At 66.5% G+C, this 25,486-nt stretch carries 25 protein-coding genes and 1 pseudogene; 14 read left to right on the forward strand and 12 right to left on the reverse strand.

All coding sequences use genetic code 11. From position 1 onward, the window contains the following. Positions 1-184: 184 nt before the first annotated feature. From JC881_RS16420 to JC881_RS16430, 3 genes are read left to right on the forward strand one after another with little or no spacing between them, the layout of a single operon-like run. The gene (locus JC881_RS16420; protein WP_198786771.1) at positions 185-2,680 is read left to right on the forward strand and encodes a type VI secretion system Vgr family protein; all 2,496 of its coding nucleotides are present in this window, start codon (positions 185-187) and stop codon (positions 2,678-2,680) included. Positions 2,681-2,688: 8 nt separating this feature from the next. Continuing rightward, on the forward strand, positions 2,689-5,106 hold the full coding sequence (locus JC881_RS16425; protein ID WP_198786772.1) for a hypothetical protein: 2,418 nt from the start codon (positions 2,689-2,691) through the stop codon (positions 5,104-5,106). Beyond that, positions 5,103-5,684 (forward strand): hypothetical protein, encoded by a 582-nt coding sequence (locus JC881_RS16430; protein ID WP_198786773.1) that lies wholly within the window; start codon positions 5,103-5,105, stop codon positions 5,682-5,684. The genes JC881_RS16425 and JC881_RS16430 overlap by 4 nt, the downstream gene beginning before the upstream one ends. A 20-nt stretch (positions 5,685-5,704) precedes the next feature. On the opposite strand, the gene JC881_RS16435 is transcribed toward JC881_RS16430, so the two are convergent. The 3 genes and pseudogenes from JC881_RS16435 to JC881_RS16445 all read right to left on the reverse strand — a co-directional run bounded on the left by JC881_RS16435 (position 5,705) and on the right by JC881_RS16445 (position 8,134). Further along, positions 5,705-6,535, reverse strand: coding sequence for an urease accessory protein UreD (locus JC881_RS16435; protein WP_198786774.1), 831 nt, complete (start codon positions 6,533-6,535; stop codon positions 5,705-5,707). 38 nt (positions 6,536-6,573) lie between these two features. Further along, on the reverse strand, positions 6,574-7,104 hold the full coding sequence (locus tag JC881_RS16440) for a nucleoside deaminase (RefSeq protein ID WP_198786775.1): 531 nt from the start codon (positions 7,102-7,104) through the stop codon (positions 6,574-6,576). Then, positions 7,101-8,134: pseudogene (locus JC881_RS16445) on the reverse strand (ABC transporter substrate-binding protein). Before JC881_RS16445 ends, JC881_RS16440 begins: the two are co-directional and overlap by 4 nt. 353 nt (positions 8,135-8,487) lie before the next feature. Between JC881_RS16445 and JC881_RS16450 the strand changes: the two are divergent. After that, positions 8,488-9,615 (forward strand): aromatic ring-hydroxylating dioxygenase subunit alpha, encoded by a 1,128-nt coding sequence (locus JC881_RS16450; RefSeq protein WP_198786776.1) that lies wholly within the window; start codon positions 8,488-8,490, stop codon positions 9,613-9,615. A 23-nt stretch (positions 9,616-9,638) separates the two neighbouring features. Here the strand turns inward: JC881_RS16450 and JC881_RS16455 are convergent, their stop codons facing one another. Next, positions 9,639-10,940, reverse strand: coding sequence for a D-amino acid dehydrogenase (locus JC881_RS16455; protein ID WP_198786777.1), 1,302 nt, complete (start codon positions 10,938-10,940; stop codon positions 9,639-9,641). 128 nt (positions 10,941-11,068) lie between these two features. Here JC881_RS16455 and JC881_RS16460 point away from each other — a divergent pair, with 128 nt between their 5' ends. Then, the gene (locus tag JC881_RS16460) at positions 11,069-11,536 is read left to right on the forward strand and encodes a winged helix-turn-helix transcriptional regulator (RefSeq protein WP_013542969.1); all 468 of its coding nucleotides are present in this window, start codon (positions 11,069-11,071) and stop codon (positions 11,534-11,536) included. An 85-nt stretch (positions 11,537-11,621) separates the two neighbouring features. Beyond that, positions 11,622-12,023 (forward strand): OsmC family protein, encoded by a 402-nt coding sequence (locus JC881_RS16465; RefSeq protein WP_198786778.1) that lies wholly within the window; start codon positions 11,622-11,624, stop codon positions 12,021-12,023. Positions 12,024-12,027: 4 nt separating this feature from the next. Here JC881_RS16465 and JC881_RS16470 read toward each other — a convergent pair whose 3' ends face one another. Next, positions 12,028-12,375: a winged helix-turn-helix transcriptional regulator gene (locus JC881_RS16470; protein ID WP_198786779.1), complete on the reverse strand. Its 348-nt coding sequence runs from the start codon at positions 12,373-12,375 to the stop codon at positions 12,028-12,030. 66 nt (positions 12,376-12,441) lie between these two features. On the opposite strand from JC881_RS16470, the gene JC881_RS16475 reads away from it, so the two are divergent. Next, the gene (locus tag JC881_RS16475) at positions 12,442-13,359 is read left to right on the forward strand and encodes an NAD(P)-dependent oxidoreductase (RefSeq protein ID WP_332875253.1); all 918 of its coding nucleotides are present in this window, start codon (positions 12,442-12,444) and stop codon (positions 13,357-13,359) included. 13 nt (positions 13,360-13,372) lie between these two features. Here the strand turns inward: JC881_RS16475 and JC881_RS16480 are convergent, their stop codons facing one another. Next, positions 13,373-14,428, reverse strand: a complete 1,056-nt coding sequence (locus JC881_RS16480) for an alpha/beta fold hydrolase (protein ID WP_198786781.1) — start codon at positions 14,426-14,428, stop codon at positions 13,373-13,375. A 226-nt stretch (positions 14,429-14,654) separates the two neighbouring features. Between JC881_RS16480 and JC881_RS16485 the strand changes: the two genes are divergently transcribed. The 3 genes from JC881_RS16485 to lpxO all read left to right on the forward strand — a co-directional run bounded on the left by JC881_RS16485 (position 14,655) and on the right by lpxO (position 17,763). Further along, complete coding sequence (locus JC881_RS16485) at positions 14,655-15,338, forward strand: response regulator (RefSeq protein WP_198786782.1); 684 nt, start codon at positions 14,655-14,657, stop codon at positions 15,336-15,338. After that, the gene (locus JC881_RS16490) at positions 15,335-16,762 is read left to right on the forward strand and encodes a sensor histidine kinase (RefSeq protein ID WP_198786783.1); all 1,428 of its coding nucleotides are present in this window, start codon (positions 15,335-15,337) and stop codon (positions 16,760-16,762) included. Before JC881_RS16485 ends, JC881_RS16490 begins: the two co-directional genes overlap by 4 nt. 104 nt (positions 16,763-16,866) lie before the next feature. Continuing rightward, a complete protein-coding gene (gene lpxO / locus JC881_RS16495; RefSeq protein ID WP_198786784.1) occupies positions 16,867-17,763 on the forward strand; it encodes a lipid A hydroxylase LpxO in 897 nt (298 codons plus the stop codon). Here lpxO and JC881_RS16500 read toward each other — a convergent pair whose 3' ends face one another. Further along, positions 17,764-18,687 carry a LysR family transcriptional regulator gene (locus tag JC881_RS16500; protein ID WP_332875254.1) on the reverse strand — a complete coding sequence of 308 codons (924 nt, stop codon included), beginning with the start codon at positions 18,685-18,687 and terminating at the stop codon, positions 17,764-17,766. An 86-nt stretch (positions 18,688-18,773) separates the two neighbouring features. Between JC881_RS16500 and JC881_RS16505 the strand changes: the two genes are divergently transcribed. Further along, positions 18,774-19,202: a GlcG/HbpS family heme-binding protein gene (locus JC881_RS16505; protein WP_198786785.1), complete on the forward strand. Its 429-nt coding sequence runs from the start codon at positions 18,774-18,776 to the stop codon at positions 19,200-19,202. 21 nt (positions 19,203-19,223) lie between these two features. On the opposite strand, the gene JC881_RS16510 is transcribed toward JC881_RS16505, so the two are convergent. Beyond that, the gene (locus tag JC881_RS16510) at positions 19,224-19,910 is read right to left on the reverse strand and encodes a phosphatase PAP2 family protein (RefSeq protein WP_332875255.1); all 687 of its coding nucleotides are present in this window, start codon (positions 19,908-19,910) and stop codon (positions 19,224-19,226) included. A gap of 139 nt (positions 19,911-20,049) precedes the next feature. Between JC881_RS16510 and JC881_RS16515 the strand changes: the two genes are divergently transcribed. From JC881_RS16515 to JC881_RS16525, 3 genes are read left to right on the forward strand one after another with little or no spacing between them, the layout of a single operon-like run. After that, entirely contained in the window at positions 20,050-20,730 is a 681-nt protein-coding gene (locus JC881_RS16515) for a response regulator (protein ID WP_198786786.1), read from the forward strand. A 3-nt stretch (positions 20,731-20,733) separates the two neighbouring features. Next, positions 20,734-22,083 carry a sensor histidine kinase gene (locus JC881_RS16520; protein ID WP_233101838.1) on the forward strand — a complete coding sequence of 450 codons (1,350 nt, stop codon included), beginning with the start codon at positions 20,734-20,736 and terminating at the stop codon, positions 22,081-22,083. A 13-nt stretch (positions 22,084-22,096) separates the two neighbouring features. Further along, entirely contained in the window at positions 22,097-22,318 is a 222-nt protein-coding gene (locus JC881_RS16525) for an oxidoreductase-like domain-containing protein (protein ID WP_198786787.1), read from the forward strand. A gap of 12 nt (positions 22,319-22,330) precedes the next feature. Here the strand turns inward: JC881_RS16525 and JC881_RS16530 are convergent, their stop codons facing one another. Genes JC881_RS16530 through JC881_RS16545 form a run of 4 tightly spaced genes read right to left on the reverse strand, consistent with a single transcriptional unit; the run spans position 22,331 to position 25,446 of the window. Continuing rightward, positions 22,331-22,807: a nucleoside deaminase gene (locus JC881_RS16530; RefSeq protein WP_198786788.1), complete on the reverse strand. Its 477-nt coding sequence runs from the start codon at positions 22,805-22,807 to the stop codon at positions 22,331-22,333. Positions 22,808-22,814: 7 nt separating this feature from the next. Further along, positions 22,815-23,585 carry an ABC transporter permease gene (locus JC881_RS16535; protein WP_198786789.1) on the reverse strand — a complete coding sequence of 257 codons (771 nt, stop codon included), beginning with the start codon at positions 23,583-23,585 and terminating at the stop codon, positions 22,815-22,817. Further along, positions 23,585-24,412: an ABC transporter ATP-binding protein gene (locus JC881_RS16540; RefSeq protein WP_198786790.1), complete on the reverse strand. Its 828-nt coding sequence runs from the start codon at positions 24,410-24,412 to the stop codon at positions 23,585-23,587. The genes JC881_RS16535 and JC881_RS16540 overlap by 1 nt, the downstream gene beginning before the upstream one ends. Next, on the reverse strand, positions 24,412-25,446 hold the full coding sequence (locus JC881_RS16545) for an ABC transporter substrate-binding protein (RefSeq protein ID WP_198786791.1): 1,035 nt from the start codon (positions 25,444-25,446) through the stop codon (positions 24,412-24,414). The genes JC881_RS16540 and JC881_RS16545 overlap by 1 nt, the downstream gene beginning before the upstream one ends. Positions 25,447-25,486 lie beyond the last annotated feature (40 nt).

The following is a 25,486-nucleotide window of genomic DNA, read 5'->3' on the forward strand; positions in this document are numbered from 1 at the left end:
GACCGAATACGGAGACAAGCGGCAATCGGTTTGTCGGACAGAAGGCCGGGAACTTCATACGAAATGCGCGCTGCGTCATACGGGCGGTGACATATCTCCCGCTTTCGGCGACTTTGTGGCGCGAGGCCTTGCGGGGGTGACGATTGTTCGCAGTGTTATCCGGCGCGGCCGGAACACTGGGGCGATGACTTCATCTCGCACGCTTCGCGTCCAAAGCCCTGCCATTCCCTTTGTCCTCGGCCGCCCGGCGCTCGAGCCCGTGCGGTTGTCGGGCCGGGAATGCGTCAATGCACTGTTCGAGTACGAACTGCTGCTCAAGACCCCCGACGACCTGAACCTCGGCGCCAGCGGCGCGGCGGACTTCGAGCTTGATGACTTCATCGGCCGCGAGATCGGCTGCCTCATCGAACTGGACGAAGGCGCGCCCCGCGAGATCAACGCGCTCATCACCGATGCGGCCTTCTGGGGCGAGGAAGGGCGGCATGTGCAGTACAGGCTCACCCTGCGTCCGTGGCTGCACCTGGCCACCTTGTCCACCGACTGCAGGATCTTCCAGAACCTGAACGTCGTGCAGGTCCTCGATGCGCTGCTGGCCGACTACGCCTTCCCCATCGACAAGCGGCTGATGGAAACGTACCCCGTGCGCGACTACCAGGTCCAGTACAACGAAAGCGACTTCGATTTCTTCTGCCGCCTCTGCGAGGAGTGGGGCATCAGCTACCACTTCGCGCATTCCGAAGGGAAGCACCGCCTGGTCCTCTGCGATGCGATGGGCGCATACGGCGCCAGCGAGAGCGCCGCATACAAGGAGGTGGAATACCACCCGCCCGGCTGGAAGCTCGATGCCGAATACCTGCACAGCGTCGTTCCCTGCCATCGGCTCACCAGCGGTCAGTACGCCAGCCGCGACTACGACTACACGCGGCCCCGCGCCGACCTCGGCGCGAGCCGCAAGGACCCGCGCCCGACCGGGCAGGCCGACCAGGAGGTCTACCAATGGCACCACGGCTCGGCCGGCAGCCACAGTGCGCAACCTCGCGCGGGCATGGACGCCGCCAACGATCCGCAAGCCGAAGGCCGCCAGCTCGCCCTGCTGCGCATGCAGGCGCTGCGAACCCACGGGGCGAGGGTGCAGGCCAGCGGCAATCTCCGCGGCATGGTGGCGGGCAGCACGTTCAGGCTCGCAAGGCATCCGAGGGAAAGTGCCAACGCCGAGTACCTGATCATCGAGACCCGCTTTCTCATCGAGGACGTCGCGCAGGACAGCCAGGTCAAGGAGGCGGCTGCCGACAGAAAGCAGCAGTGGCGCATCAGCGTCGACTTGACGGCCCATCCCGTCGCCGAAGTGCTTCGCCCGGTGCACACGCGCTCGAAGCCCTTCACGCACGGCCCGCACGTTGCCGTCGTCGTAGGGCCTGAAGGCCAGAACCTCTGGACCGATGAACTCGGCCGCATCAAGGTGCAATTTCCCTGGGACCGGCTGGGCCTGAGGAACCAGCACAGCACCTGCTGGATTCGCGTGAGCTCGCCCTGGGCCGGCAACCAGCTGGGCGGCGTGCAGATCCCGCGCATCGGGCAGGAGGTCATCGTCGATTTCATCGGCGGCGATCCGGACCTGCCGGTGTGCACGGGGCGCGTGCACAACCAGTCGAACCTGCCGCCGTGGACGCTGCCCGGCCAGGCGGCGCTCTCGGGTTTCAGGTCGAGAGAGCTGACCAAGGAAGGCGGCAACAGCGCCGCGGGACGCAGCAACCACCTGGTCCTGGACGACACCGACGCGAAGATCCAGGCGCAGCTCAAGTCCGACCACCAGCACAGCCAGCTGAGCCTGGGGCACATCACGCGCATCGAGGACAACGCCGGGCGCAAGGACCCGCGCGGCGAGGGCTTCGAGCTGCGCACCGATGGGCATGGCGTCGTGAGGGCCGCGGACGGGCTGCTCATCACCACCGAGGTGCGCGGCAATGCGGCCGGCCACATCAAGTCCATGGACGAGACGCTGGCGCGGCTCACAGGAAGCCGCGAGCGGCATGAGAGCTTGTCGACGGCCGCCCAGCAGGCTGAAGCTCATGCGGCAGGCGACCAGGATGCGGTGACCCGGGTGCTGAAGGCGCAGAACGACGCGATCAAGGGATCGGGCGGGAAGCCGGCCGAGGGCCGTTTCTCCGAACTGGCCGAACCGCATCTCGTGCTGGCCAGCCCTGCGGGCATCCAGAGCACGACGGCGCAGTCCACCCACATGGCCAGCGGCGAGCATCACGCGCTGACAAGCGGCGGCCACACCAGCGTGAGCGCGGGCAAGAGCTTCCTGGTCAGCGTGCAGCAGGCCATCCGGATGTTCTCGTACAAGGCCGGCATCCGGCTGGTGGCGGCCGGCGCGAACATCGAGTTCAAGGCGCTGCAGCAGAGCATCCACCTGCTGGCCAAGCTCGACATCACCCACGCCGCCAACCGCATCACGATCACCGCGAAAGAAGAACTGGTGGTCAACGGCGGCGGCAGTTTCAGCCGCTGGAATGCGCAGGGTATCCAGCACGGCACCCAGGGGACGTGGGTCGAGCACGCGGCCAGTCACTCGTTGATCGGGCCGATGAACCGGCCGGTCGATACGACGGCCTTTCCGCGCCCCGAGTTGCACCTTGCTTCCCGCAAGGACGCGGCGTATCCCTTCTCGCTCTGAACGCCGCCATGATCATCAGTCCTCCCTTCCTGCCCGATCGCGCGGGCTCATCCGAAGAAGCGTGGCTCGACGCCGCGATGGCACAGCCCGCTTCGCGATTGGCTAGCACCCATGCACCCGAAGGCTCGTTTCCCTTGAGCCTGAAGCTGGGGTGGCACAACGGGATTCACATCCAGGCGCCTTCGTCGGGCGGCGCTTATCTGCCCGTGCGTGCCGTTGCCGACGGCAAGGTGGTTTTCGTCCACGCGCCGACGGTGCAGAACAACGACGTCGCCCATCCGCTCAACTACAACCCTTTTCATGCCGACACGCCCACGGCCGCGTGGACCAGCGATGGGTTTGTCGTCATCGAGCACAGGACCGAGATCGGTGCGGAAGGGACCGCTGTCACCGAGGTCGTCTACTACAGCGCCTGCATGCACATGGCCAGCATCGCGAACTGTCCGCGAACGAGAGCGCCTTGGACGATCGGCGATGCCGTCTACCGAAAAGAAGAGCTGGGCGCACCTGGCCAGATCTACGGCCACGACGGGCAGGTTCATTTCGAGATCTGCTGCGACGAAGCCAATCTCCGGCGGCTGACCCGACGTGGACCCGATTGGGTCGATCCGCTGGACCCGCCGCCGCCCACTGCCGATGGCCGCAGCGACAGCGTCTTCGGCAGTGTGTATGTCTATCTGCCCGCCGGCACCGCCACCAGCGTGAATCAACCGACCAGCCACTTGCGCACGGCCAGCCATGCAGGCGGCGGCAATGCGGCCGGTGGCCAGCCCTCACCCTACACATTGCGCAATCCGCAGTGGGTGCAGATCACCTGCGAGAAGGGCGTTGCGACGCTCACCAGCTGCGACAGGTTGGGTGCGCGCATCGGTGCACCGCGCAGCGACAGCCGGTACGACTACATCAGCAGCGGCAGCGCGTCGGCCGCAGTCAAGGCTGCGGCAAGCCAGAGTTTCGAATACGACCTGTACACCGTCTGCAACGATCGCCACGGCGCGCTGGACGTCGCGACGCGCGCCGCGAGCAGCCCCAGCGGCTGGTACGAGTTGCTGCGCTTCGGGCGCAATCTGGGAACTGATCCGCTGCCTGCGAATGCTGCGCACTGGCGCAAGATCGTCACGCCGGCGGGCGAGGTCTGGGCCGACCTGAACGCGCCAGGCACCTTCAAGTTCAGCGATGCGGACTTCCCGCCGGTCATGGGTTGGAACTGCTTCGACGACGACCCGAATGCGGACCTGCGATGCGACTCGCTTCACATGAAAACGCTGATCCGCGATCCGGACCCGCAGAACGACCGGCGTATGGACCGCGTCGAGTTGGCCAAGCGGCTCGGTGACGCTGGGGTGAGAGAGAAACTGCGTCGCACGATCTGCAAATTCCCGAGCGAGTGGGACCGAACGACGGTCGAGGCGCGCTACGGCTGGCTGGAGACCGAGGACTTCAAGACGACCGATGACGATGCCACCGGTGCGCAGAAGTGGGATCGCTTTGTGAAGCATGCCCGTGCGGTCACCTTCACAGGCTTGCCTAAACCCTTCCTGGACGCCGATTGGCGATTTCATCCCAGCGAGTTCGTGGGGCTGATGCGAAGGTGCGGATGGCGCAGCAAGAGAGAGCTCGCGCAACTGATACCCGTGAACGTCCTGCGCAAACCGGGGAGCCACCGTTCATCCGCCGTCCCTGCGTGGGAAGCCCCCAATTTGTCGAGGGCGCAAGCCATGCTGACAACCCAAGCGACAGACCTCAATCTGGCGCTGCGCAAGTTCTTGATTTCCACACCGATCCGGCAGGCCTGCTTCTTTGGCAATGCCGTTCAGGAAACGCAGTGGCTCAGCGATATGAGGGAAAGCGGCGGACGCGACCCGACGCTGCATGCCGGTTGGTACGGACGCGGCTTTCTTCAATTGACAAATCCAAATGGAAATATCAACGGCGGAGATAATAATTACTATAAATATTTTAAATTTATTGGCATATCGCCTGCTGTGCCGCCGACGGTGCTGGAAAATGGCTGGCGAGACCAAATCGCGTTCGACACACGTCATGCGGCTCAAAGCTCTGCAGCTTATTGGATCTGGCCGGGAAAATGCGAGCCGACCGCCAGACATCCAAATCTGCCAAGTGTCGGAAATACCAATAAATATGCGGATGACGCGGAGAATGATCTCAATCAAAGAAACTCGACGCCTACTGTGCGGAATGGTATCAAGACTTGGTATTACAACCAGTCTTTTGCCAATTGCGCTGCTGCGGTCAATTATCCTGCGTCCACTGGACAGAGTCCGCCGGACATGAATGGATTGATCGACCGGTCGACGGCTTTCGTCAACGCACTGGTGGTGTTGCTCGACGTGTCGGTTTTTCAAGACGCGCAGAATCAGCCACAGGGAATTCCGGAAAATTTCGTCAGAAGAACGCTCCCATGAGATGGGTCACCGGCCTGTTATTGCTCTTGCTCATTGCACCGGCGTATTCACAGCAGAGGATGAATGGAGAAGAATTTTCTGAAAACCTTAAATCAAAATGCCGATTGAGGTTCGACAGAGAAATCGTTGAAAAAATAGAAAGCGCGGGTATCGTTGAATCTAAAGTTGAAGGCCGAAATTATTATTCTGCTGAATTCACTCTGAAAATCCGTGAAGCAAGAAAAGAGGTGGAGGCCCGAGTAAATGTGTATTGCTCGGCGCAAGGGAATTCGCCAGAAACTCCGAAATCTTCCGCGACACCCCGTGACCAGATCGAGCAAGAAGATTCCGGCGGCCGGTACTACAGGCATGTGGCGTGGCAAAGAAATACGTCCGGAATTAATTGGAAAGGGCAGGTCGCGCATATCGATGCTCTCCATGGCGATGGAACCGTATTGCCGATGAATTTCTATCTCGCTTGCCTGAGAGTAGAAGGCAACGTGTGCCTTCAAATCGACGTTCAGCCGCCAAGAACGGCAACAGGAAAAGTGCATTCGGTCATCATGAGAATGATCGGCCGCATCGGGTATTTCGATTAAGGGGCAGCAGGTTGACTCGCTCAGGTCGACCAGATCCGCGGCGTAGCCGCAGGCAACCCCCAAAGCTCGCCTCTCCACGCCTGCCACACCTGCCGCAGCAATTGCATCGCCGGCTCCACCACCGGCGCCAGCACGCGCAGCACGACGACCTCGGCATGCGGACTCGTCGCACCAGCACTGTCGAACAACCCATGCGCCTCGAGCAGCGCGCGCGCATGCCCCAGCAGCGCTTCGCGGCGCGCCCGCGTGGCCGGCGAGCCCGAGACGAAGAACAGCGATGCGATGCACTTGTGCCCGCCGAAGCCCAGCGGACTTTGCAGCAACCGCTGATCCGCCGCATCGATGCGCCCGCGCTCCAGCCACACCCCGGGCACCTCGATGTGCTGCAGATAGGTGCCGCGCTCGAACGGCTGGTTTGCGTTCGGCAGGCCGAGCGCGGTCACGTCCCATCCGATCATCTCGGCGCCCGGTTCGACCTCGATGGTCAGCCGGTTCTCCGCCTGGCAGCCGCTGTAGCAGATCGCCTCCAGCGGCAGCCATTCGAGCCGCGCGCCCCGGGCGAGCCGGATGCGCGTGCGCTGCAGCGCCAGTTCGCCTTCGGAGCGGTAGAAGCGCGAGGCACCGGGCGTGGTGATCAACCCGTGGCTGCCGTCCGCTCCCTCGATGTCGATGTCGAGCGTGTCGCCGCCGACGAGGCCACCGGGCGGATGCACCAGCACGTTGTGGCAGATCGCGTCGCCCTCGGGGTACAGGCTCTGCAGGATGCGCAGCGGCCCGTCGTGGCGGAAACGGGCGACGGTGCGGTCGAATTCTTGTCGATAGTCGAGATGGAGACGGGCGTGCCAGGGCATGCGCCGAGTCTATCGAGCAGTGAAGCCGTGCAAGTCGCTCAAACCTTCCAGGCGCCGTCGTGTGCAGCCGCCGACTCGTCCAGCAACGCCGGCCCGATGCATTCGATCGGATGCGGCGACGCGCGGAACACATCGCGGCACGAGAGCTCCGCATCGCGCTGGTCCTGCCGCTCGCCGCGGAACACGCGCAGGCGTTCGGCGTCGATGCCGAACACCACGCGGCCGATGTTCGACCAGAAGATCGCGCCCGCGCACATCACGCAGGGTTCGCCCGAGGCATAGAGCGTCGCGCCCGCGAGCGCTTCGCGCGAGATGCCGCGGCCGGCCAGCGCGCGGACTGCGTTCGTCTCGGCGTGGCCGGTGCAGTCGCCTGTCTCGCCCGTGTTGTTGTAGGCCTCGGCCAGCACCTCGCCCTCGGCCGAGACGATGACCGAGCCGAAGGGCCGGTTGCCGCGGCGGCGCGCGAGGTGCGACCAGCCGATGGCCTTGCGCAGATACCGCCCGTCGCGCTCGTCGAGCGCGGTTTCTTCGGGGAGCGAGGTGGTGTTGTTTGTGTTGCTGAAATTCATGCCTTGGAGATCATGCGTTCAATCACGCGTTCGTTATGCGATGGGAGCATCGAGGTGTTGAAGATGGCGTCAGCCGCGGGCTTGACCTTGAGTCCGAAGACCTCGGCCACCTCGTCGACCTGTTGCTCCAGCGTGAGCTTCCTGATGTCGCCGAGGCCGTGGCCGCGCGTGTCCGCCGCGCCCACATATTGCGCCGTGACGCCCCAGCGTTCAAGCTCGATCTTCTCCTCGAGGATGGGCTCGCGCTGGCGCATGGCGGCGATGCTCGGCGCGGGGTTGGCGAAGGTCTCGACGATGGCGCGGTTGGTCGCGCGCAAAAAGGCGGCGACCACCTTCGGGTTCTGCGCGATGAGGTTGCTGCTCGCGAGGATCGCGTTGCCGTAGAGGTTGACGCCCGCGTCCGCGTATTTCAGCACCGCGAGTTCCTCGGGCTTCATGCGCGCGAAGAGCGAGATGGCCGAGTCGTGAAAGTAAGTGGCGGCATCGACGTCGCCGCGCACCATCACGTTGTCGCGCGCGCTGAAGTCGGTGGTCTGCCACTGGAAGGCATCGCTGCGCATGCCCTGCTTGCGCGCGACCATCGGCCAGGCGCGGCGGGTCGATTCGACAGCGGCCGCGGCGACCTTCTTGCCCTGCAGGCTCTTGAAGTCGGCCGTCACGCCGCGGTCCTTGCGGCCGATGATCACGAAGGGCGCGCGGTTGTAGTACTGGTACACGGCCTGCACCATCGGCGTGCCCGGGTTCTGTGCGTTGAACTCGATCAGCGAGCTGATGTCGCCCAGCCCCAACTGGTAGACGCCGCTCGCGATGCGCGTGATCGAGGCGACCGAGCCGGCGCCGGTGTCGATGGTCACGTCGAGGCCTTCGTCTTTGTAATAGCCTTGGCGTGCGCGAGGAAGAAGGGCGCGGTCTGGCCGTTGATGCGGAAATCGAGCGTGAACTTGACCGGGGTGAACTTGCCGCCCTGGGCCAGGACGGAAGGAGCGGCAAGGGCGGCGGCACTGGCCGCGAGAAAGGATCGGCGTTGCATGGTGGGGCCTCGGAATCGGTGGTCTTGAATCCCCTGCACAGGAGCAGAAGGCGCTTCAAGAGCAATTTCCGGGCGGCGCACATTCGTGGTGCGTGCGCTGCTGAACGCTTCTACTCTTGCCCGCATCCATGCACGACGCATGCCAAGGGCTTTCGCTCGGGGTTTTCTCGGGCTTTGCGTGGAAAGGCGTACATCGGCCAGCGCGGCGCGCCACAATCCGGGCGCGCAATTTGCAAGGCAGCTTGCGCAGAGTAGAAGCGTTCAGCCGCGCGGTGCCCCACGCATCGTCCCGGCAGGAAATTGCTCTTTCAGGTTCGTACGTACCCACGCGCAACACAGAAGGAGTCCCACGCATGCTCGTTACCCGACAACCCGTCTTCCGCAAGTTCTGGCATGCCGTCATGCCGCTCACCGAACTGGCCGCTGGCCCCAAGCCTTTCCGGCTGCTGGGCGAAGACATCGTTCTCTTCATCGACGCCGACGGCCAGCCCGCCGCGCTGCGCGACCGCTGCTGCCACCGCACCGCGAAGCTCTCCAAGGGCTGGTGCGTCGATGGGCAAGGCAAGGCCTGCGGGCAGGGCGCCCTCCAGTGCGGCTACCACGGCTGGACCTACGACCGCAGCGGCCAGGTCATCCGCATTCCGCAGTACGAGGCCGACCGCAAGATCTCGCCCGAGTACCGCACCACCGCCTACCGCTGCACGGCGCGCTACGGCTACGCGTGGGTGGCGCTGGAGGAGCCCATCGCCGACATCCCCGACATTCCGGAGTTCGCAGACCCGGGCTATCGCACGATCTTCCAGTTCCACGAAGAGTGGCAGACGAGCCCGATGCGCGCGCTCGAAAATTCATTCGACAACTCGCACTTCAGCTTCGTGCACCGCGCCACCTTCGGCGTGGCCGCGAGCCCGAAGCCGAGCAAATACGAGTTGGTCGAAAACGAATCGGGCTTCTACGCCGAGACGGTCATCGAGGCGACCAATCCGCCCAGGTTCCACGCGATCAGCGGCGTGACCGATGCGATCACCACGCGCCACATGCGCAACGCCTACTTCCTGCCGTTCTCGCGCCGCCTGGACATCGAGTACCCGAGCGGGGTGCGGCACATCATCATCAACTGCTTCACGCCCATCGACGACGGGCGCATGCAGCTGTGCCAATGGCTCTTTCGCAACGACACCGAGGCCGACTGCGCGGCGCAGATGCTGATCGATTTCGATGCGGAGATCACGCGCGAGGACAAGGACATCCTCGAATCGACCGACCCCGATGCACTGGTCGATACGCGCCGGCGCGGCGTCGAGTATTCGATGGAATCGGACCGGCCCGGCATGCTGATCCGCAAGCACCTGATGCAACTGCTTGCGAAGCACGGGGAGGCGGAAGTGCACCGCGGAAGTTCCGCGGGCCAAGTCATCACCACCACCGTTCGGGCTGAGCTTGTCGAAGCCTCGCGCAGCGCTTCGACAAGCTCAGCGTGAACGGTTTGGGGGCAGGGCGCTGCTCAAGCCGGCGCTGGAGCCGGTTGCGGGCGCGCGCCGCGCGAGGGCGCCTGTTCGTAGCGGTCCATGCCGAGCCCGTCAGTGCGGATGTCCGGCTGCTGGCCCATCACCATGTCCGAGATGAGCTTGCCCGAGCCGCAGGCCATGGTCCAGCCCAAGGTGCCGTGGCCGGTGTTGAGGAACAGGTTCGCGTAGCGCGTGGCGCCGACGATGGGCGTGCTGTCGGGCGTCATCGGGCGAAGGCCCGTCCAGAAGGTGGCGCGCGCGAGGTCGCCGCCGGGGAAGAGGTCGCTCACCACCTTCTCCAGCGTGGCGCGACGGGCCGGATTCAGGCGCAGGTCGAAGCCGCCGAGCTCGGCCATGCCGCCGACGCGGATGCGGTTGTCGAAGCGCGTGACCGCGACCTTGTAGGTCTCGTCGAGCACCGTCGATTGCGGCGCGAGCGATTCGTCGATGAGCGGCACGGTCAGCGAGTAGCCCTTGACGGGGTACACGGGAATGTCGAGGCCCAGCGAAGCGACGGCGGCGCGCGAGTAGCTGCCGAAGGCCATCACGTAGCGATCCGCCGTCAGGATCTTGCCGGTGGTAGTGCGCACGCCGGTGATGCGGCCGCCATCGGTCTCCAGGCCGTCGATGGACTGGCCGAAGCGGAAGTCCACGCCCAGGCCGCGCGCGATGTCGGCCAGACCCCGGGTGAACAGGTGGCAGTCGCCGGTTTCGTCGTTGGGCAGGCGCAGGCCGCCGGTGAGGCGGTCGCGCGCGCCGGCCAGCGCGGGCTCGATGCGGGCAAGGGCGTCGCGGTCGAGCAGTTCGTAGGGCACGCCGCATTCCTGGAGCACCGCGATGTCGCGCTGCACCGCATCGAGCTGCGCCTGTGTGCGAAAGAGCTGCAGCGTGCCGCCGGTGCGGTGCTCGTAGGCGAGGCCGGTGTCGGCGCGCAGTTGCTGCAGGCAGCCGCGGCTGTATTCGGCCACGCGCATCATCCGTTCCTTGTTGACCGCGTAGCGCTCGGGCGAGCAGTTGCGCAGCATCGCGGCCATCCAGCGCAACTGGAACAGCGTGCCGTCGGGGCGGATCGACAGCGGCGCGTGCTTCTTGAACATCCACTTGATCGCCTTGAGCGGAATGCCCGGCGCGGCCCACGGCGTGGAGTAGCCCGGCGACACCTGCCCGGCGTTGCCGAAGCTGGTTTCCTCCGCGGGGCCGGACTGCCGGTCGAGCAGCGTGACTTCGGCGCCCGAGCGCGCGAGGTAGTAAGCCGTGGTGGTGCCGATCACGCCGCCGCCGAGAACGATGACTTTCATGGTGTATTCGCCGATTCGTATGGAATGCATGGAATCTAAAGTGCACAATGCAGTGGATTCCATTGTTTTTCAGGATTTGGCGGCGAAATCCACTGCCAAGAATCGCCCAATGCAACCTGCGGAGTGAAATGCCGGAACTCGACCGAATCGACCGCAAGATCCTCGACCTGCTGCAGCGCCAGGGCCGGGTTTCCATGACCGAACTGGCCGAGCACATCGGCCTCTCGGCCTCGCCTTGCGCCGAGCGCGTCAAGCGCATGGAGCGCGACGGCGTCATCACCGGCTACCACGCGCGCGTGTCGCCCGAGGCACTGGGCAAGACGCTCCTGGTGTTCGTGGAGATCAAGCTGTCGGCCAAGTCGGGCGACGTGTTCGACAAGGTCAAGCAGGAGCTGCTGCACATGCCCGAGGTGCTCGAATGCCACCTGGTGTCTGGCAGCTTCGACTACCTGGTGAAGGCGCGGCTGAGCGGCATGAGCGAGTACCGCCACCTGCTCGGTGACATCCTCAAGAAGCTGCCCGTGGCGGCCGAGTCGCACAGCTATGTGGTGATGGAGGAGATCAAGGAAACGCTGGTGCTCGCCGTGGACCGCTGACGTCTGCCGACGCACGCCCGGCGCGGCCGCTACGATCGCTCGCGCTTCCCATCCTCCTCTTCAGACCCTCAAGGAAAAAACGGCAATGACCCTCACGATCCACCGCGACGGCACGACCGCCACGCGCCACATCCTCAAGATCCGCAACCACGAGATCGCCGTCGATGCCTCGCCGGCCGGCGGCGGTAGCGATGCAGGCCCCGAGCCGCACGACCTGTACGACGCATCGCTCGCGGCCTGCAAGGCGCTCACCGTGCTGATCTACGCGCGCCGCAAGGGCATTCCGGTGGAAGACATCGAGGTGATCGTCGACCGCGACGACAGCGAGGAGCGCAAGGGCGTCTACCGCCTGAAATCAGGCCTGCGCCTGACCGGCGACCTCACCGAAGCGCAGCGCGACGAACTGCTGCGCGTGGCGGGCAAGTGCCCGGTGCACAAGCTCATGACCGAGGTGAAGACCGAGATCGAGACCGGCTGGGCCGACTAGCGCACTAGCCTTCGGCCTTCTTGCGCGCGGCGTCCACGCGCTTGGCATAGCGATCGCCCCAATCGGCGAGCGGCCCGAGCGCCGCATTGAGCGTGGCGCCGAGTTTGGTCTCGGAGTACTCCACGCGCGGCGGCACTTCGTGGAACGCCTCGCGGTTGACGATGCCGTCCGTTTCCAGCTCGCGCAACTGCTGGATCAGCATCTTCTCGCTGATGTCGGGCAGCAGGCGCTTGAGCTCGCCGAAGCGGCGCGGCTGCACATGCAGCTCCCAGAGGATGACCGCTTTCCACTTGCCGCCGATGACTTCGAATGCGGGCCCGATGCCGCAGTTGTAGGGTTTGCTCGCCTTCATGTGCCGATCCATTACTGACGTTTTGGTAAGTACCGCACTTTATGGTAGGTACTTGACCATTGGCAAGTGGAATTCCTACGATGCGGGCGTCATCACAACCTGCATTCGATCATCATGAACAACAAGGAAATCTCGGTCATCGGCCTGGGCTCGATGGGTGTCACCATCGCGCGGCTTTATCTCGAACAGGGCTACAAGGTCACGGTGTGGAACCGCACCGCGCAGAAGGCCGATGCGTTGGTCGCCAAGGGCGCGGTGCTCGCGCGCAGCGCGGCCGAGGCGGTGCGCGCCGCGCAGGTCGCCGTGATGTGCGTCTACGACTACCGCGCCGCCGAAGCCATCCTCGCGATGGAAGGCGTTGCCGCCGCGATGGATGGCCGCCTGCTTGTGCAGTTGACCACCGGCAGCCCCAGCGATGCGCGCGATGCCGAGCTGTGGGCGCACCGCCAAGGCGCCACCTACCTCGAAGGCGCCATCCAGGCCGCGCCGGACCAGATGGGCCAGCCCGACACGCCCATCCTCATGTCGGGCGCGCAAGCCGTTTTCCGCGAGGCAGAGGCGCTCCTGAAGGTGCTGGGCGGCGGCACCGTGTACCTGGGCGAGACGGCCAGCGCCGCAGCGGCGATGGACCTCGCGACGCTCTCCACCATCTACGGCACGCTGCTCGGGTTCATGCACGGCGCGCGCATCGCCGAGCACGAAGGCTTCGACGTGGCCGAGTTCGGCCGCATCGTCGCGGGGATCATGCCGACCTTCGCCGCGTTCCTGCAGCACGAAGGTTCGGTGATCCAGTCGGGCGACTTCAAGATCTCGCAGAGCCCGATGCGCATCTCGGTCGAGGCGACGCAGCGCATCCTGCAGACGGCGGAGGACTCGGGCATCAACACCGAGTTCCCGGCGTTCGCCGCGGGGCTCTTCAAGCGTGCGGATGCGGCGGGGCTCGGCGGCGAAGAGATCGCGGCGCTGATCAAGCTGCTGCGCTGACCGGCGCATCGCGTCATGCCCACGTCATGAAGCGGATCGCGCGCAGCACATCGGCTTCGCGCTCCATGAGGAAGTCGCCGTGGGCGCAGTTGTCGAGCGTCACGTGGTGCGGTGTCTTGAGCGCTGCCACGAGGCGGTTCGCGTCCGTGATGCGCGCGCGGCGATAGATGCGCAGGAAGTCGGCGGCGTCCTTCTCCGTCTTCGCATCGAGCGGCATCTCCAGCCACGAGAACAGGTCCCGGTTGTCGGCGAACAGCGCGGTGATCACCAGCGAAGGCGCGCGCACCTGCACGTAGTCGGGCGAGAAGGTGTGGGCTGCGGTGTCCATGGCGGTCTCGACGCTCTCGGGTGTGTTGGGGCGCACGCTGCCATCGGGCTGCACGTCGAGCGCATCGCGCAGGTTCGCTTCGAGCGGCGGCCACCAGGCCTTGAATTTGCGCCGCTGGAAGGCGATGGCCGCCTGCATCGACTGGTTGTCTCCGGGCGTTGCAACGGGCTCGGCGAACGCCTGGTTCGTGGGCAGTTCCTCGCCGCCGGTATCGCCGTCCACCGTGTAGTCGAAGGAGGTGTCCAGGTAGATCAGCCCCTGCACCCGTGCGGGAAACCGGCCCGCAAACCGCGTGAGTTCGTTGCCGGCGATCGAATGACCGGCCAGCACCACGCGCTCGAGCGCGAGGTCGTCGAGCACCGCCTTCAGGTCGGCGACGAGATCGTCCACCTCGTAATGCTGCGTGGCGCTTTGGACGGGCAGCGGCTTGCCGGAGAGGCCGTAGCCGCGCCGGCTGATCGCCACCACGCGCGAGAAATCGCTCGCCAACGCAGGCGCGAGGCCGTCGAAGTAACGCGCGTTGCCGCCGAGGCCGGCCAGCAGCACGATGACGGGGCCCGCGATGCCGGGCCGGTGCCAGTCGCGCACCTGGAGCGAGACTTCGGGTGCGCTGGACACCTTCACGCGGCGTTCGGTGACGCAGACCGCGGCGGGGCCGGTGCCCACCCCACCGCCGCCACTGCCGCTGCCACCACCGCCGCCGCAGGCCGTCATGGCGAGCGCTGGCGCAAGGGCGGCCATGGCGCGCAGGATGTGCCTGCGCCGGGGTTGGAACCAGAAGGGCCGGAGGGGTTGCGAGGGAAGGCGATTCACGTCGATGTGCTTTCTGCAGGGGAGCGGTCCAGTGTGTGTTTCGCACCTGAAGAAGCCCTTCGCCCTTCATGAAGATTTCCTGAAGTCCCTGCGCGGGGCTTGGCAGATACTTCGCCCCATTCCGACCAATGGGCGATGCCGCCCTGCACATCCCATGAACCTTCTGCTTGTTGAGGACGATCTCGATCTCGGCAACGGCGTGCGCATCGCGCTGGTCAACCAGGGCATGGACGTGGTGTGGGTGCGCCGCCTCGACGACGCCCTGCGCACCCTGGCCGGCGGCACGTTCGACATGGTGCTGCTCGACCTGGGCCTGCCCGATGGCGACGGGCTCGACCTCCTGTTTCGCCTGCGCCGCGACCGGCAGATATTGCCGGTGCTGGTGCTGAGCGCGCGCGATGCGCTCAACGACCGCCTGCGCAGCCTGGACGACGGCGCGGACGATTACCTCGTCAAGCCTTTCGCGCTCGCCGAATTGCTCTCGCGCGTGCGGGCGCTGGCGCGCCGCAGCTACGGCTTCAACGACGAGACCATCCGCATGCGCGGCCTCGCGCTGCACGAGCCCACGCGCGGCGTGATCGTCGATGGCGAGCCGGTGGACCTCTCGCGCTGCGAGTTCGACCTGCTGGCGCTGCTGCTCAAGCGCACCGGCCGTGTGGTCACGCGCCGCGTGATGGAAGAGCAGGTGCTGCCCGGCGGCCAGGCCAACGGCAGCAACTCGCTGGAGGTGCACATCTCCAACCTGCGCAAAAAGATCGGGCAGGGCTACATCCGCACGGTGCGCGGCATCGGCTACGTGATCGACATGCAGTCGTTGGTGCGGAGCACGCCCCGATGATGCAGGCCCTGGCGCTGCGCTGGAAGAAGTGGAAGCAGCCCTCGCTGATGCGGCGGCTGCTGCTCGCGCAGATGGCCGTGGTGGCCCTGCTCTGGACCATGGCCATCGCGCTCCTGCTGTACGACTCGTACGAAGACCCCGAGCTCCTGAAGTACGAGAAGATCTTCCGCTCGATTCTCTCGATCTCTGAAAACCTGGCCGATCAACCCGCCCGGCAGCAGCAGAGCCTGGCGGCCTTCGACATGGCGCTGCTCGAATCCGTGGGCGACGGCAATGCCGCGTCCGACACCGCGCCGGTCATGCAGGTGTGGCAGAAGGACAAGCTGATCTACCGCTCCACGGCGGCCGTGCCCGTCATCCTCAACACGGTGCCCGACCGCATCGAGACCGTGAAGGCGGGCGGCCGCGAATGGCGTGCGCGCACGCTGGTCTCTTCCAATGGCGACACCCGCGTGATGCTGGCCGAGCCCAGCGTCTGGCGGCTGACGGTGACTGTCATGTACCGCGGCTTCTACGTGCTGCCGCTGGTGATCAGCCTGCCGTTCCTGATCTTTCCGGCGTGGCTCTCGATGCGCGTCGCGCTGCGGCCCTGGCGGCAGGTGACCAAGGAGACCTCCGAGCGCGGCCCCGCCGACATGACGCCGCTGTCGTACACGCCGCCCCACAAGGAACTGCAGCCGCTGGTGCAGAGCATCAACAGCCTCTTGCAGCGCGTGCGCGACAGCACCTCGCGCGAGCGCAGCCTGATCGCCGACGCGGCCCACGAACTGCGAACGCCGCTCGCGGCCATGCGCGTGAACGTGGAGGCGTTGAAGGAGCAGAGCACCGACGAAGGCCAGCGCGAACTCATGGGCAACCTGCTGCGCAGCAACGACCGCGCGGCTCGGCTGGTGGGGCAACTGCTGCAGCTCATGCGCAGCGACGCGGTGCTGCACGGCGGCCTGCCGGTCATGCTGTCGCTCGATGCGCTGGTACAGGACCGTCTGGCGATGATCGAAGGCCTCGCCCGCGCCCGCGGTGTGGAGCTGGAGCTCGATGGAGAAGGCCAGGTGCCGGTATTGGGCGAGCGCGAAAGCCTGGCCTCGATGGTCGACAACCTCATCAACAACGCCATCAAGTACAGCCCGGAGAACGCAACGGTCACGGTGCGGGTGGCCCGCGAGGGCGCCCGGGCGGTGCTGACCGTGGCCGACCGGGGCCCGGGCATTCCGCCTGCGCTGCGGGAGCGCGTGTTCGACCGGTTCTTCCGCAACCCCGACCAGACGCAGAGCGGCAGCGGGCTCGGGCTTGCCATCGTCAAGTCGGTGGTGGACAGGCACGGCGGCAGCGTCGTGCTCGACGAAGCCCTGGGCGGGGGCCTCAGGGCCACGGTGCGGCTGCCGCTGGCGGTGGCCGAGGCGCCCCAGCCCATGCTCTGCACCTGAAACCTCCCCCCGGACGCGGCCAAAGGCCGTGGTCAGGTCCATTTGGGGACAGAGATTTACAATCTATGGCTACCCCCGGCGCCGTCTACAGGACACTTTCAACAATGAAGTGGGTCATTCTTGCTATCTTCGCGCTCAGCGCGCTCTACGTTCACTTCCGCGGGCAGGTCCGGCATCGCTTCTTCAGACAGCTCTCTGATCACTCGACCTTCCTCGCGCCGCTGAACGTCTTCATGTACCTTTTCTCGAAGGTGCCGGGTACGCCGTACCTGTCGCCCGCCGAGTTTCCCGAGATGCGGGTGCTCGAGCAGAACTGGGAAGTCATCCGCGAAGAGGCGCTGGCCATGCGCAACGGCGGCAGCATCAAGGCATCGAGCCAGTTCAACGACGTGGGCTTCAACTCCTTCTTCAAGAGCGGCTGGAAGCGCTTCTACCTGAAGTGGTACGACGAGGCGCATCCCTCGGCCGCCATCCTGTGCCCGCGCACGACCGAGCTGCTCAAGGGCATCGGCACCATCAAGGCGGCCATGTTCGCCGAGCTCCCGCCCGGCAGCCGCCTCGTGCGCCACCGCGACCCCTTCGCCGGCTCGCTGCGCTACCACCTGGGCCTGTGGACGCCCGGCGTCGAAGGCTGCTACATCGACGTGGACGGCCAGCGCTACCACTGGCGCGACGGCGAGGCCGTGGTGTTCGACGAGACCTTCATCCATTACGCCGAGAACACCACCGACCACGACCGCGTGATCCTGTTCTGCGACATCGAGCGTCCGCTGAAGTACCGCTGGGCCAGCGCCGTGAACCGCTGGTTCGCCAAGAACCTGCTGGCCGCCGCGAGCTCGCCCAACGATGCGGGCGACAAGACGGGCGGCATCAACCGCGCGTTCAAGTACATCTACCAGATCCGCGTGGTCGGCAAGCGCCTGAAGGCCTGGGACAAGCGCGCGTACTACCTCGTGAAGTGGTCCATCTTCGGCGGCCTCGCCCTCTGGATCTTCTGGTAATCACGCAAGGCGCCCGGCGTGGGCGCCGACCATTTCCGCCAGCGCGTCGGCCACGGCCCTGACGCGCGGCGAGCGCCTCACATCGGGGTGCACCACGCTCCACACCTCCCGCATCACAGGCCGGCCTTCGCCGGGCACTTCGACCAGTGCAGCGTCGCCGCGCGCCATGAAGTCCGGCAGCATCGCGAGGCCCAGGCCCCCGCGGCATGCGTTGTGCAAGGCCGTGAGGTCGTTGCTGCGCAAAACGAAGGGGCGCGCACCGGCAAGCTCGGCCAGCAGTTGCTGGTGCGGCACGTTGCCGGGCGAATCGCTGTAGCCGAGAAAGCGCCAGTCGCTCTCCGCGCGCGTGAGCCACACCGGCGCGGCATAGAGGCGAAAGGCCAACTCGCCGAGCTTGCGCGCGGCCAGGCCCGGCTCGGTCGGGCGCATGAAGCGGATCGCGATGTCCGCGTCGCGGCGCTGCAGGTTGGCGCTGCGCAGTTCGCCGACGATGTCCAGCGCGATGCCCGGCCACCGGTCGCTTTGCGCAGCTTGCGCGGCCCACAGCGGCACGATGAAATGGCTGGCGAAGGCCGGTGGCGCCGAGACGCGCACCGTGCCCTGGTGGGCCGTGTTCGCGGCGGCGGCACGCGCGAAGGCCAGCACCTCTTGTTCCAACCGCTCGGCGGGTGCGAGCAGCGCTTCGCCTTCCTGCGTCAGCGCCCAGCTTCGCGGCAGGCGGTCGAAGAGGCGCACGCCGATGTGCGACTCCAGCGCGCCGACGCGGCGCGCGACCGTCGAGTGCTCCACGCGCAACTGCCGCGCCGCGCCCGAGAGGCTGCCTTCGCGCGCCACCGCGACGAAGAAGCGGATGTCGTCCCACGCAAGGGATGCGAGAGAAACGGGCGCGATGGCATCGGGGCGGTGAGCTGGCGATTCGTGCACAACGGATGCGAAGTTTTGGGGAATGGCCAGGCATTCTGCCCGCCGATATCGTCCTGTGCATCGTTTGTCACTTCACAGGAATCGCCATGAGCACCATGCAACAACCCATCATTTCGTACGGCGCGCCCGTGTCCCTCGACGTCGCCCGGCGCGTGGCCGCGGCCGCCGAAGCCGAGGCGCGCGCCCACGGCTGGCCGATGGTCATCGCGGTGATGGACAGCGCCGCCAACCTCGTGGTGCTGCACAAGATGGACCACGCGCAGACCGGCAGCGTCGAGATCGCGCAGGCCAAGGCGCGCAGCACCGTGCGCTTCAAGCGGCCGACGCGCGTGTTCGAAGAGGCACTCGCCGCGGGCGGCCTCAACCTGCGCCTGCTGGCCACCGAGGGCGCATGCCCGCTCGAAGGCGGGCTGCCGCTGATGCACGAAGGCTGCCTCGTGGGCGCCGTCGGCGTCTCGGGCATGCAGTCGACGCAGGATGCGCAGGTGGCGGCCGCGGGCGTCGAGGCGCTCTGACTGCCGCTCTGACCGCGCGGCTCAGGCTTCGGCCAGCACCAGCCGTTCGCGCTTCGTGCGCGCCCAGCTGACGAGCACCGCGAGCAGCGTGCCGCCGACCACGTCGAGCAGCACGTGCTGGCGCGTCGCGAGCGTCGAGTAGACGATGCCGAAGGCCCACAGCAGGTTCACACAATGCGTCCACGCGGGCGCGCCCACGCTGCGCAACTGCCGGCCCAGCAGCACGGCCGTGAACACCGCAAAGGCCACGTGCAGCGACGGGAAGGCATTGCCACCCACGTCGGTGGCCTTCAAGAACTGCAGCGCCGGGTACTGCGACCAATCGACCGCGAACACCGGCACCGTGGTCGGAAAGAACCAGAACACCACCAGGCCGATCGTCGCCATGACCGCGGCGCCCTGCGCGCAGGCCCAGAGCTCGGCCTTGTCCTTCGCAAGCGCAGGCGCGAGCGAGATGTAGAACCACAGCGAGCCGTACAGCAGCATCGCGTCGTCGCTCACGGCCACCCAGTGGTCGATGGGCGTGAGCGGCATCACCGTCGGCGTCGACGGCGGGTTGTGCATCACCCAGAAGTACAGGAAGAAGAAGCCCGAGATGCCGGCCGTGGTGCCGATCATCTTGACGAACCAGAGCGTCGCGATCCGCTGTCCCAGTGCCATGTACCAGGGCACGGAAGGAAGGGCGGCGGGGCTCGAGCGGGATGTCACCGATGCGGCTTTCGGAAAGGGGATCGCCCCAGCTTATGCAACTGCATTGCGTGAACATTGCGCCTGGGCGGCCTAGGGGCTCTCCTAGAATGTCCGGCCCATCCGCTCCACTGCCTCCCCGCATCCTCTGCATCCCCTCATGAGAATCCTGCTTGTCGAAGACGAAGTCGATCTGGCGCAGGCGCTCGCGTCGGCCTTGCGCCAGAACCAGGCGGTGGTCGATGTGGCGGGCTCGCTGCGCGAAGCCGAGGAGGCCGCGCTCGGCGCGCAGCACGACGTGATCGTGCTCGACCGCGGGCTGCCCGACGGCGACGGCCTCTCGCTCGTGGCGTTCCTGCGGCAGAACGACATCGCCGCCGCCGTGCTGGTGCTCACCGCCATGTCCGACGTGGCGGAGCGCGTGCTGAGCCTGGATGGCGGCGCGGACGACTACCTCGCCAAGCCCTTCTCGATGGACGAGCTCATGGCGCGCGTGCGCGCCTTGGCGCGTCGCCCCGCGGTGCGCGCCAACTTCGTCATGACGCTCGGGCAGTTGCGCTTCGACCACCACGCGCGGCAGGCCCACGTGGGCGAGGCGAGCCTCACGCTGCCGCGGCGCGAACTGCTGGTGCTGGAGACCCTGCTCGAGCACCGCGGCCGCACCGTGCTGCGCGAGGCGCTGCAGGACCGCGTGTACGGCCACAAGGACGACATCCAGTCGAATGCGCTCGACACGCACGTCTCGCGGCTGCGCTCCAAGCTCGACAAGGCGGGCGCGCAGGTCGAGATCCATGCGATCCGCGGCGTGGGCTATCTCATCTGCGCGGCGTCGGCGGCCTGACGCATGAGCCTGAGCCTGCTCTCGCTGCGCTGGCGGCTGATCTGGAGCCTGATCCTGCTGCAGGTGGTGGTCGGCTCGCTGGTGCTGGGCGGTTTCATCGGCCTGGCGTGGGTGCTGGGCCGCGTGGTCGACGAGACCGGGCAGGAGACCGTCGCGGTGATCCAGCGCGCGCTGACCCGCGACGCCGCCGGCAAGCTGATCGTGGTGCCGACGGCCGAATTCCTGCGCCTGCAGAACGGCGACCCGGGCTTCTGGTTCATCGCGCGCGATGCCAAGGGCGCCGAAGTGCGTCATGGCGATGTGCCGCCCAAATACGCGACGCTCATGACGACGCTCGACGGCATGGCGCGCATCGCCATCGAGCCCGCGAAGGACAACACCCAGCCCAAGGCCCGCTTCGAGCGCGTCGAGACCACTGCCGGCCCGGTCAACGTGCTCGCGCAGACCGGCAGTCCGCTGTCGGTGAAGAACACGTTGAAGGGCACGGGCCTCGTGTTCCTGTTCCTGGTGGCGCCGATGGCGCTGCTCACCAGCCTGGGCGTGATCCTGGCCACGCCCTTCGTGGTGAAGCGCGGCCTGCAGGGCGTGGTGGCCACCGCGGAGCATGCGGAGGGCATCGACGTGCACGAGCGCACCACGCGCCTGCCGCTCGCGAACGTGGCCAGCGAGATCCGCCCGCTGGTCAACGCCGTCAACCGCGCCTTCGACCGGCTCAACGAAGGCTACGACCGGCAGGAGCGGTTCCTCGCCGACGCCGCGCACGAGCTGCGCACGCCGATCACCACGCTGCAGATCCACCTGGAAGGCCTGCCGAACGATCCACTCAAGGTGAAGCTGATGCAGGCCTCGGCGCGCCTGGCCACGCTGGCCGAGCAATTGCTCGACCTGCAGCGCCTGGACCACGTCGTGCCGCAGGAAGAGCCGGTGGACCTGAGGGCGCTGTGCGAGCGCGTGGCGGCCGACATCGCGCCGCTCGCGATCCAGAACCGTTGCACGCTCTCGGTCGATGCGCCGCAGCCGCTGATGGTGCACGGCGATGCGCCCTCGCTCGAACGCGCGCTCACCAACCTGATCCAGAACGCCATCGAGCATGGCGGGCAGGGCTGCGACATCGAGGTGCGGCTGTGCGCGCCCTCGTGCATCGAGGTGCTGGACTCGGGGCCCGGCATTCCCGAGGCGGACCGCGAGCGCGTGGTGGCGCCGTTTCATCGGCTCGTGCCGCGCGGGCGCGGCGCGGGGCTGGGGCTGCATCTCGTGGCCGAGGTCGCGCGCCTGCATCGCGGTCAACTGACCATCGGTTCGAGCGAATCGGGTGGCGCGAAGATGCGGCTCGAGTTGAACCTCAACGCGTGAGAATCGCGTCGCCATGAACCTCATCGACCGGCTGCCCGAGCCCACGAACCTTGCGAGCGCGCAGGCGTTGATCGCGCGCGTGCAGGCGGTGCTCGATGCAGAGGGGCTCGCCATGCGCGCACCGCCGCCCGAGCCCACCACCTGCTGCGGGCGCGGCTGCAACGGCTGCGTGTGGGAAGGCTGGCTCGCCGCGGTGAACTACTGGCGCGACGAGGCTTCGCTGCTGCTGGCCTAGCGACCTGGCGGCCTACCGCGTCTCCCAGAACCCGCGGTGCGTGGCGATCATTTCCTCGGCCACTTCAGGCACCGGCCCGATCACCTCGACGTGCTTCTGCCCGCGCGCGAACACCTCGCGGCACGGCAGGCTCAGCGTCGGGTTCTCGGGGTGGTCGCCCGTGAGCGCGAGCAGCGCCGATTCTTCCGCGCCATAAACGATGCGCCCGATGTTCGCCCAGTAGCTCGTGCCCGCGCACATCGCGCAGGGCTCGAAGGTCGTCACCAGCGTGCACTGCCAGAGGTAGTCGGCCGGCCAGTTCTGCGCGGCGTGGCGCGCGAGCGTTGCCTCGGCGTGGTTCACCGTGTCGATGTTGCCCTGCTCGGCGAGGATGGTCTCGCCGTCGGGCGCGACGAGCACCGCGCCGAAGGGGTGGCGGCCCATCGCCATCGCGCGGCGGGCCACTTCGTCGGCGCGCCGCAGCGCGCGAAGGATCTGGTCGTGGGTCATGCGCGTCTCACTGGTTCTGGGAGCCGCGGTGGGCCCAGCCCGTGGTGTGTTTTTCGATCACGCTGAAGAGCTCGTACATCAGCATCGCCATCGCGCCCACCACCATCAGGCCCGCGAAGGCCAGGCCCATCTGCATGGCCGAGCCGGCCGAGATCAGCAGGTAGCCGATGCCCTCGTTGGCCGCAGTCATCTCGCTCACCGTGGTGCCGACGAAGGCCAGCGTGATCGCCACCTTCAGCGAGCCGAAGAAGTAGGGCATGGAGCGCGGCAGGCCGATCTTCATGAGCACGTCCCAGCGCTTGGCACCGAGCACGCGCAGCACGTCTTCGAGCTCGGGCTCCATCGTGGCCAGGCCCGTCGCGATGTTGACCATGATCGGGAAGAAGCTGATGAGAAACGCCGTGAGAATCGCCGGCCCCGCACCGATGCCGAACCACACCACCAGGATCGGTACGAAGGCCGCCTTGGGCAGCGCGTTGAAGGCCGTCATGAGCGGATAGATCGCCGCATACGCGATGCGCGAGCTGCCGATGACGAAGCCCATCAGCACGCCCACCACGATCGCGAGGCCGAAGCCCGCCATCGTGACCCAGAAGGTGCGCCACGCATGGCCCGCGATGATCTCCTTGAACTCCCAGAACTGCGTCCAGATGCGCCACGGACTCGGGAAGATGAAGTCCGAGACCTCGAAGCCCGCGCAAATGATCTGCCACAGCAGCAGCACCGCGACCAAGAGCAGCCAGGGCGACCAGCGTTCGATCTGTTTCGAATTCTTCATCATGCGACCGCCTTGCCGCGCATCGCGCCGATGTGCCCGCGAAGTTCCAGCACGATGTCGGTGAACTCTTTCGTGTAGGTGAGTTCGAGCTCGCGCGGACGCGGCAGCTCGATATCGCGTTTCACCACGAAGCGGCCCGGGCTCTTGCTCATCACGTACACCGTGTCGGCCAGGAACACCGATTCGCGCAGGTCGTGCGTCACCAGGATCACGTTGAACTGCTGCTCGGTCCAGAGGTCGCGCAGGATGCACCAGAGCTCCTCGCGCGTGAACGCGTCGAGCGCGCCGAAGGGTTCGTCCAGCAGCAGCATCTTGGGCTCGTGGATGAGCGCGCGGCAGATGCTCGCGCGCTGCTGCATGCCGCCCGAGAGCTGCCACGGAAACTTGTCTTCATAGCCCGCGAGGCCCACCTTCTGCAGCAGCCTGCGCGCGCGCTCGACGTATTCTTTTCGCCTGGCCTTGAAGTTCGAGCGGTAGGGCTCCACGATCTCCAGCGGCAGCAGCACGTTGTCGACCGTGGTACGCCACGGCAGGAGCGACGGCGCCTGGAAGGCCATGCCCGAGATCTTGAGCGGTCCGGTCACCGGCGCGCCGTCGATGCGGATCTTGCCCATCGAGGGCATCTTCAGCCCCGTGGTGAGCTTCATGAAGGTCGACTTGCCGCAGCCCGAAGGCCCGACGATCGCGATGAACTCGCCGCGCTTGACCTTCAGGTCGATCGCCTCGACCGCGAAGTGGTTCTCGCGCAGCAGCTCCTCGTTGTAGGCGAGCCAGACGTCCTGGAATTCGACGAAGGGGGCGGCAGTGTCGCTCGGTGCGTCCGCCATCACTTGCGCAGGATTCCGCTGAGTTCGGCGGCCGGCGGCAGCAGGGCGGCGGTCCACACGGCATCGGGGCTCACGCGGGTCTTGGTGTTGAAGGCGTCGGACACCTGCGAGGCCATGAGCGACATGCGGCCCGCGTTGACGCCGCCGAAGCCCTCGGCGCGCGCGTCGGCGCTGTTGATCACCGTGTCGATGGCCAGCTGCAGGCGGCGGGTTTCCAGCTTGCTGTCGATGATGCCGTCGCGCGCCTTCACCGACTCGATGCCCATCGCCGGATTGGCGATGACTTCCTTGGCACCCTTGGCAAAGGCCGAGAGGAATTTCTTCACCGCCGCCGGGTTCTCCTTGATGAGCTTGGGCGACGCGATGATCACGTTGCCGTAGAGCTTCACGCCGTAGTCGGGGTAGGGCAGCACCACCACGTCGGCCGTCTTGGCGCCGCGCGCCTCCAGGTTCAGGAGCGAGGTGAAGGTGAAGCCGGTGATGGCGTCGATGTCGCCGCGCATCAGCATGGTCTCGCGCAGCGTCGGGTCCATGGCGGTCCAGTTCACGGCACCGATGTTGTTGGCCTTGGCGAAGATCGGGAACGCGCGGCGGCCCGCGTCGAACACCGGCGCGCCGAGCTTCTTGCCGGCCAGGTCCGCGGGCTTGGTGATGCCGCTCTTCTTGAGCGCCATGACCGAGGCCGGCGTGTTGTTGTAGACCATCATCACCGCGACCGGCTTGTTGGGGCTATCGGGGTTGTTGGCGTGGAATTCCATCAGCGCCGCGAGGTCGGCAAAGCCCATTTCGTAGGCACCCGATGCCACGCGCGTGACCGTGCCGCCGGAGCCGTTGCCCGCGTCGATCGTCACGTCCAGGCCCGCCGCCTTGAAGTAGCCCTTGGCGGCAGGGTGCAGGAACAGCGCCGCCGGTCCTTCGAAGCGCCAGTCGAGCTGGAACTTGATCGGCGTCGGGGCCTGCGCATGGGCCGCTGAAAGGCCGAAGCTCAGGGCCGAGGCGGCGAGAAAGGACTGGAGCAGTTGGCGCTTGTTCATGCGGGATCCGTGAAGGTGAATGCTTCGGCATTCAAGCAAA

Source organism: Variovorax sp. IB41, assembly GCF_016405905.1.
In the GTDB taxonomy this organism is placed as follows: Bacteria; Pseudomonadota; Gammaproteobacteria; order Burkholderiales; family Burkholderiaceae_C; genus Variovorax.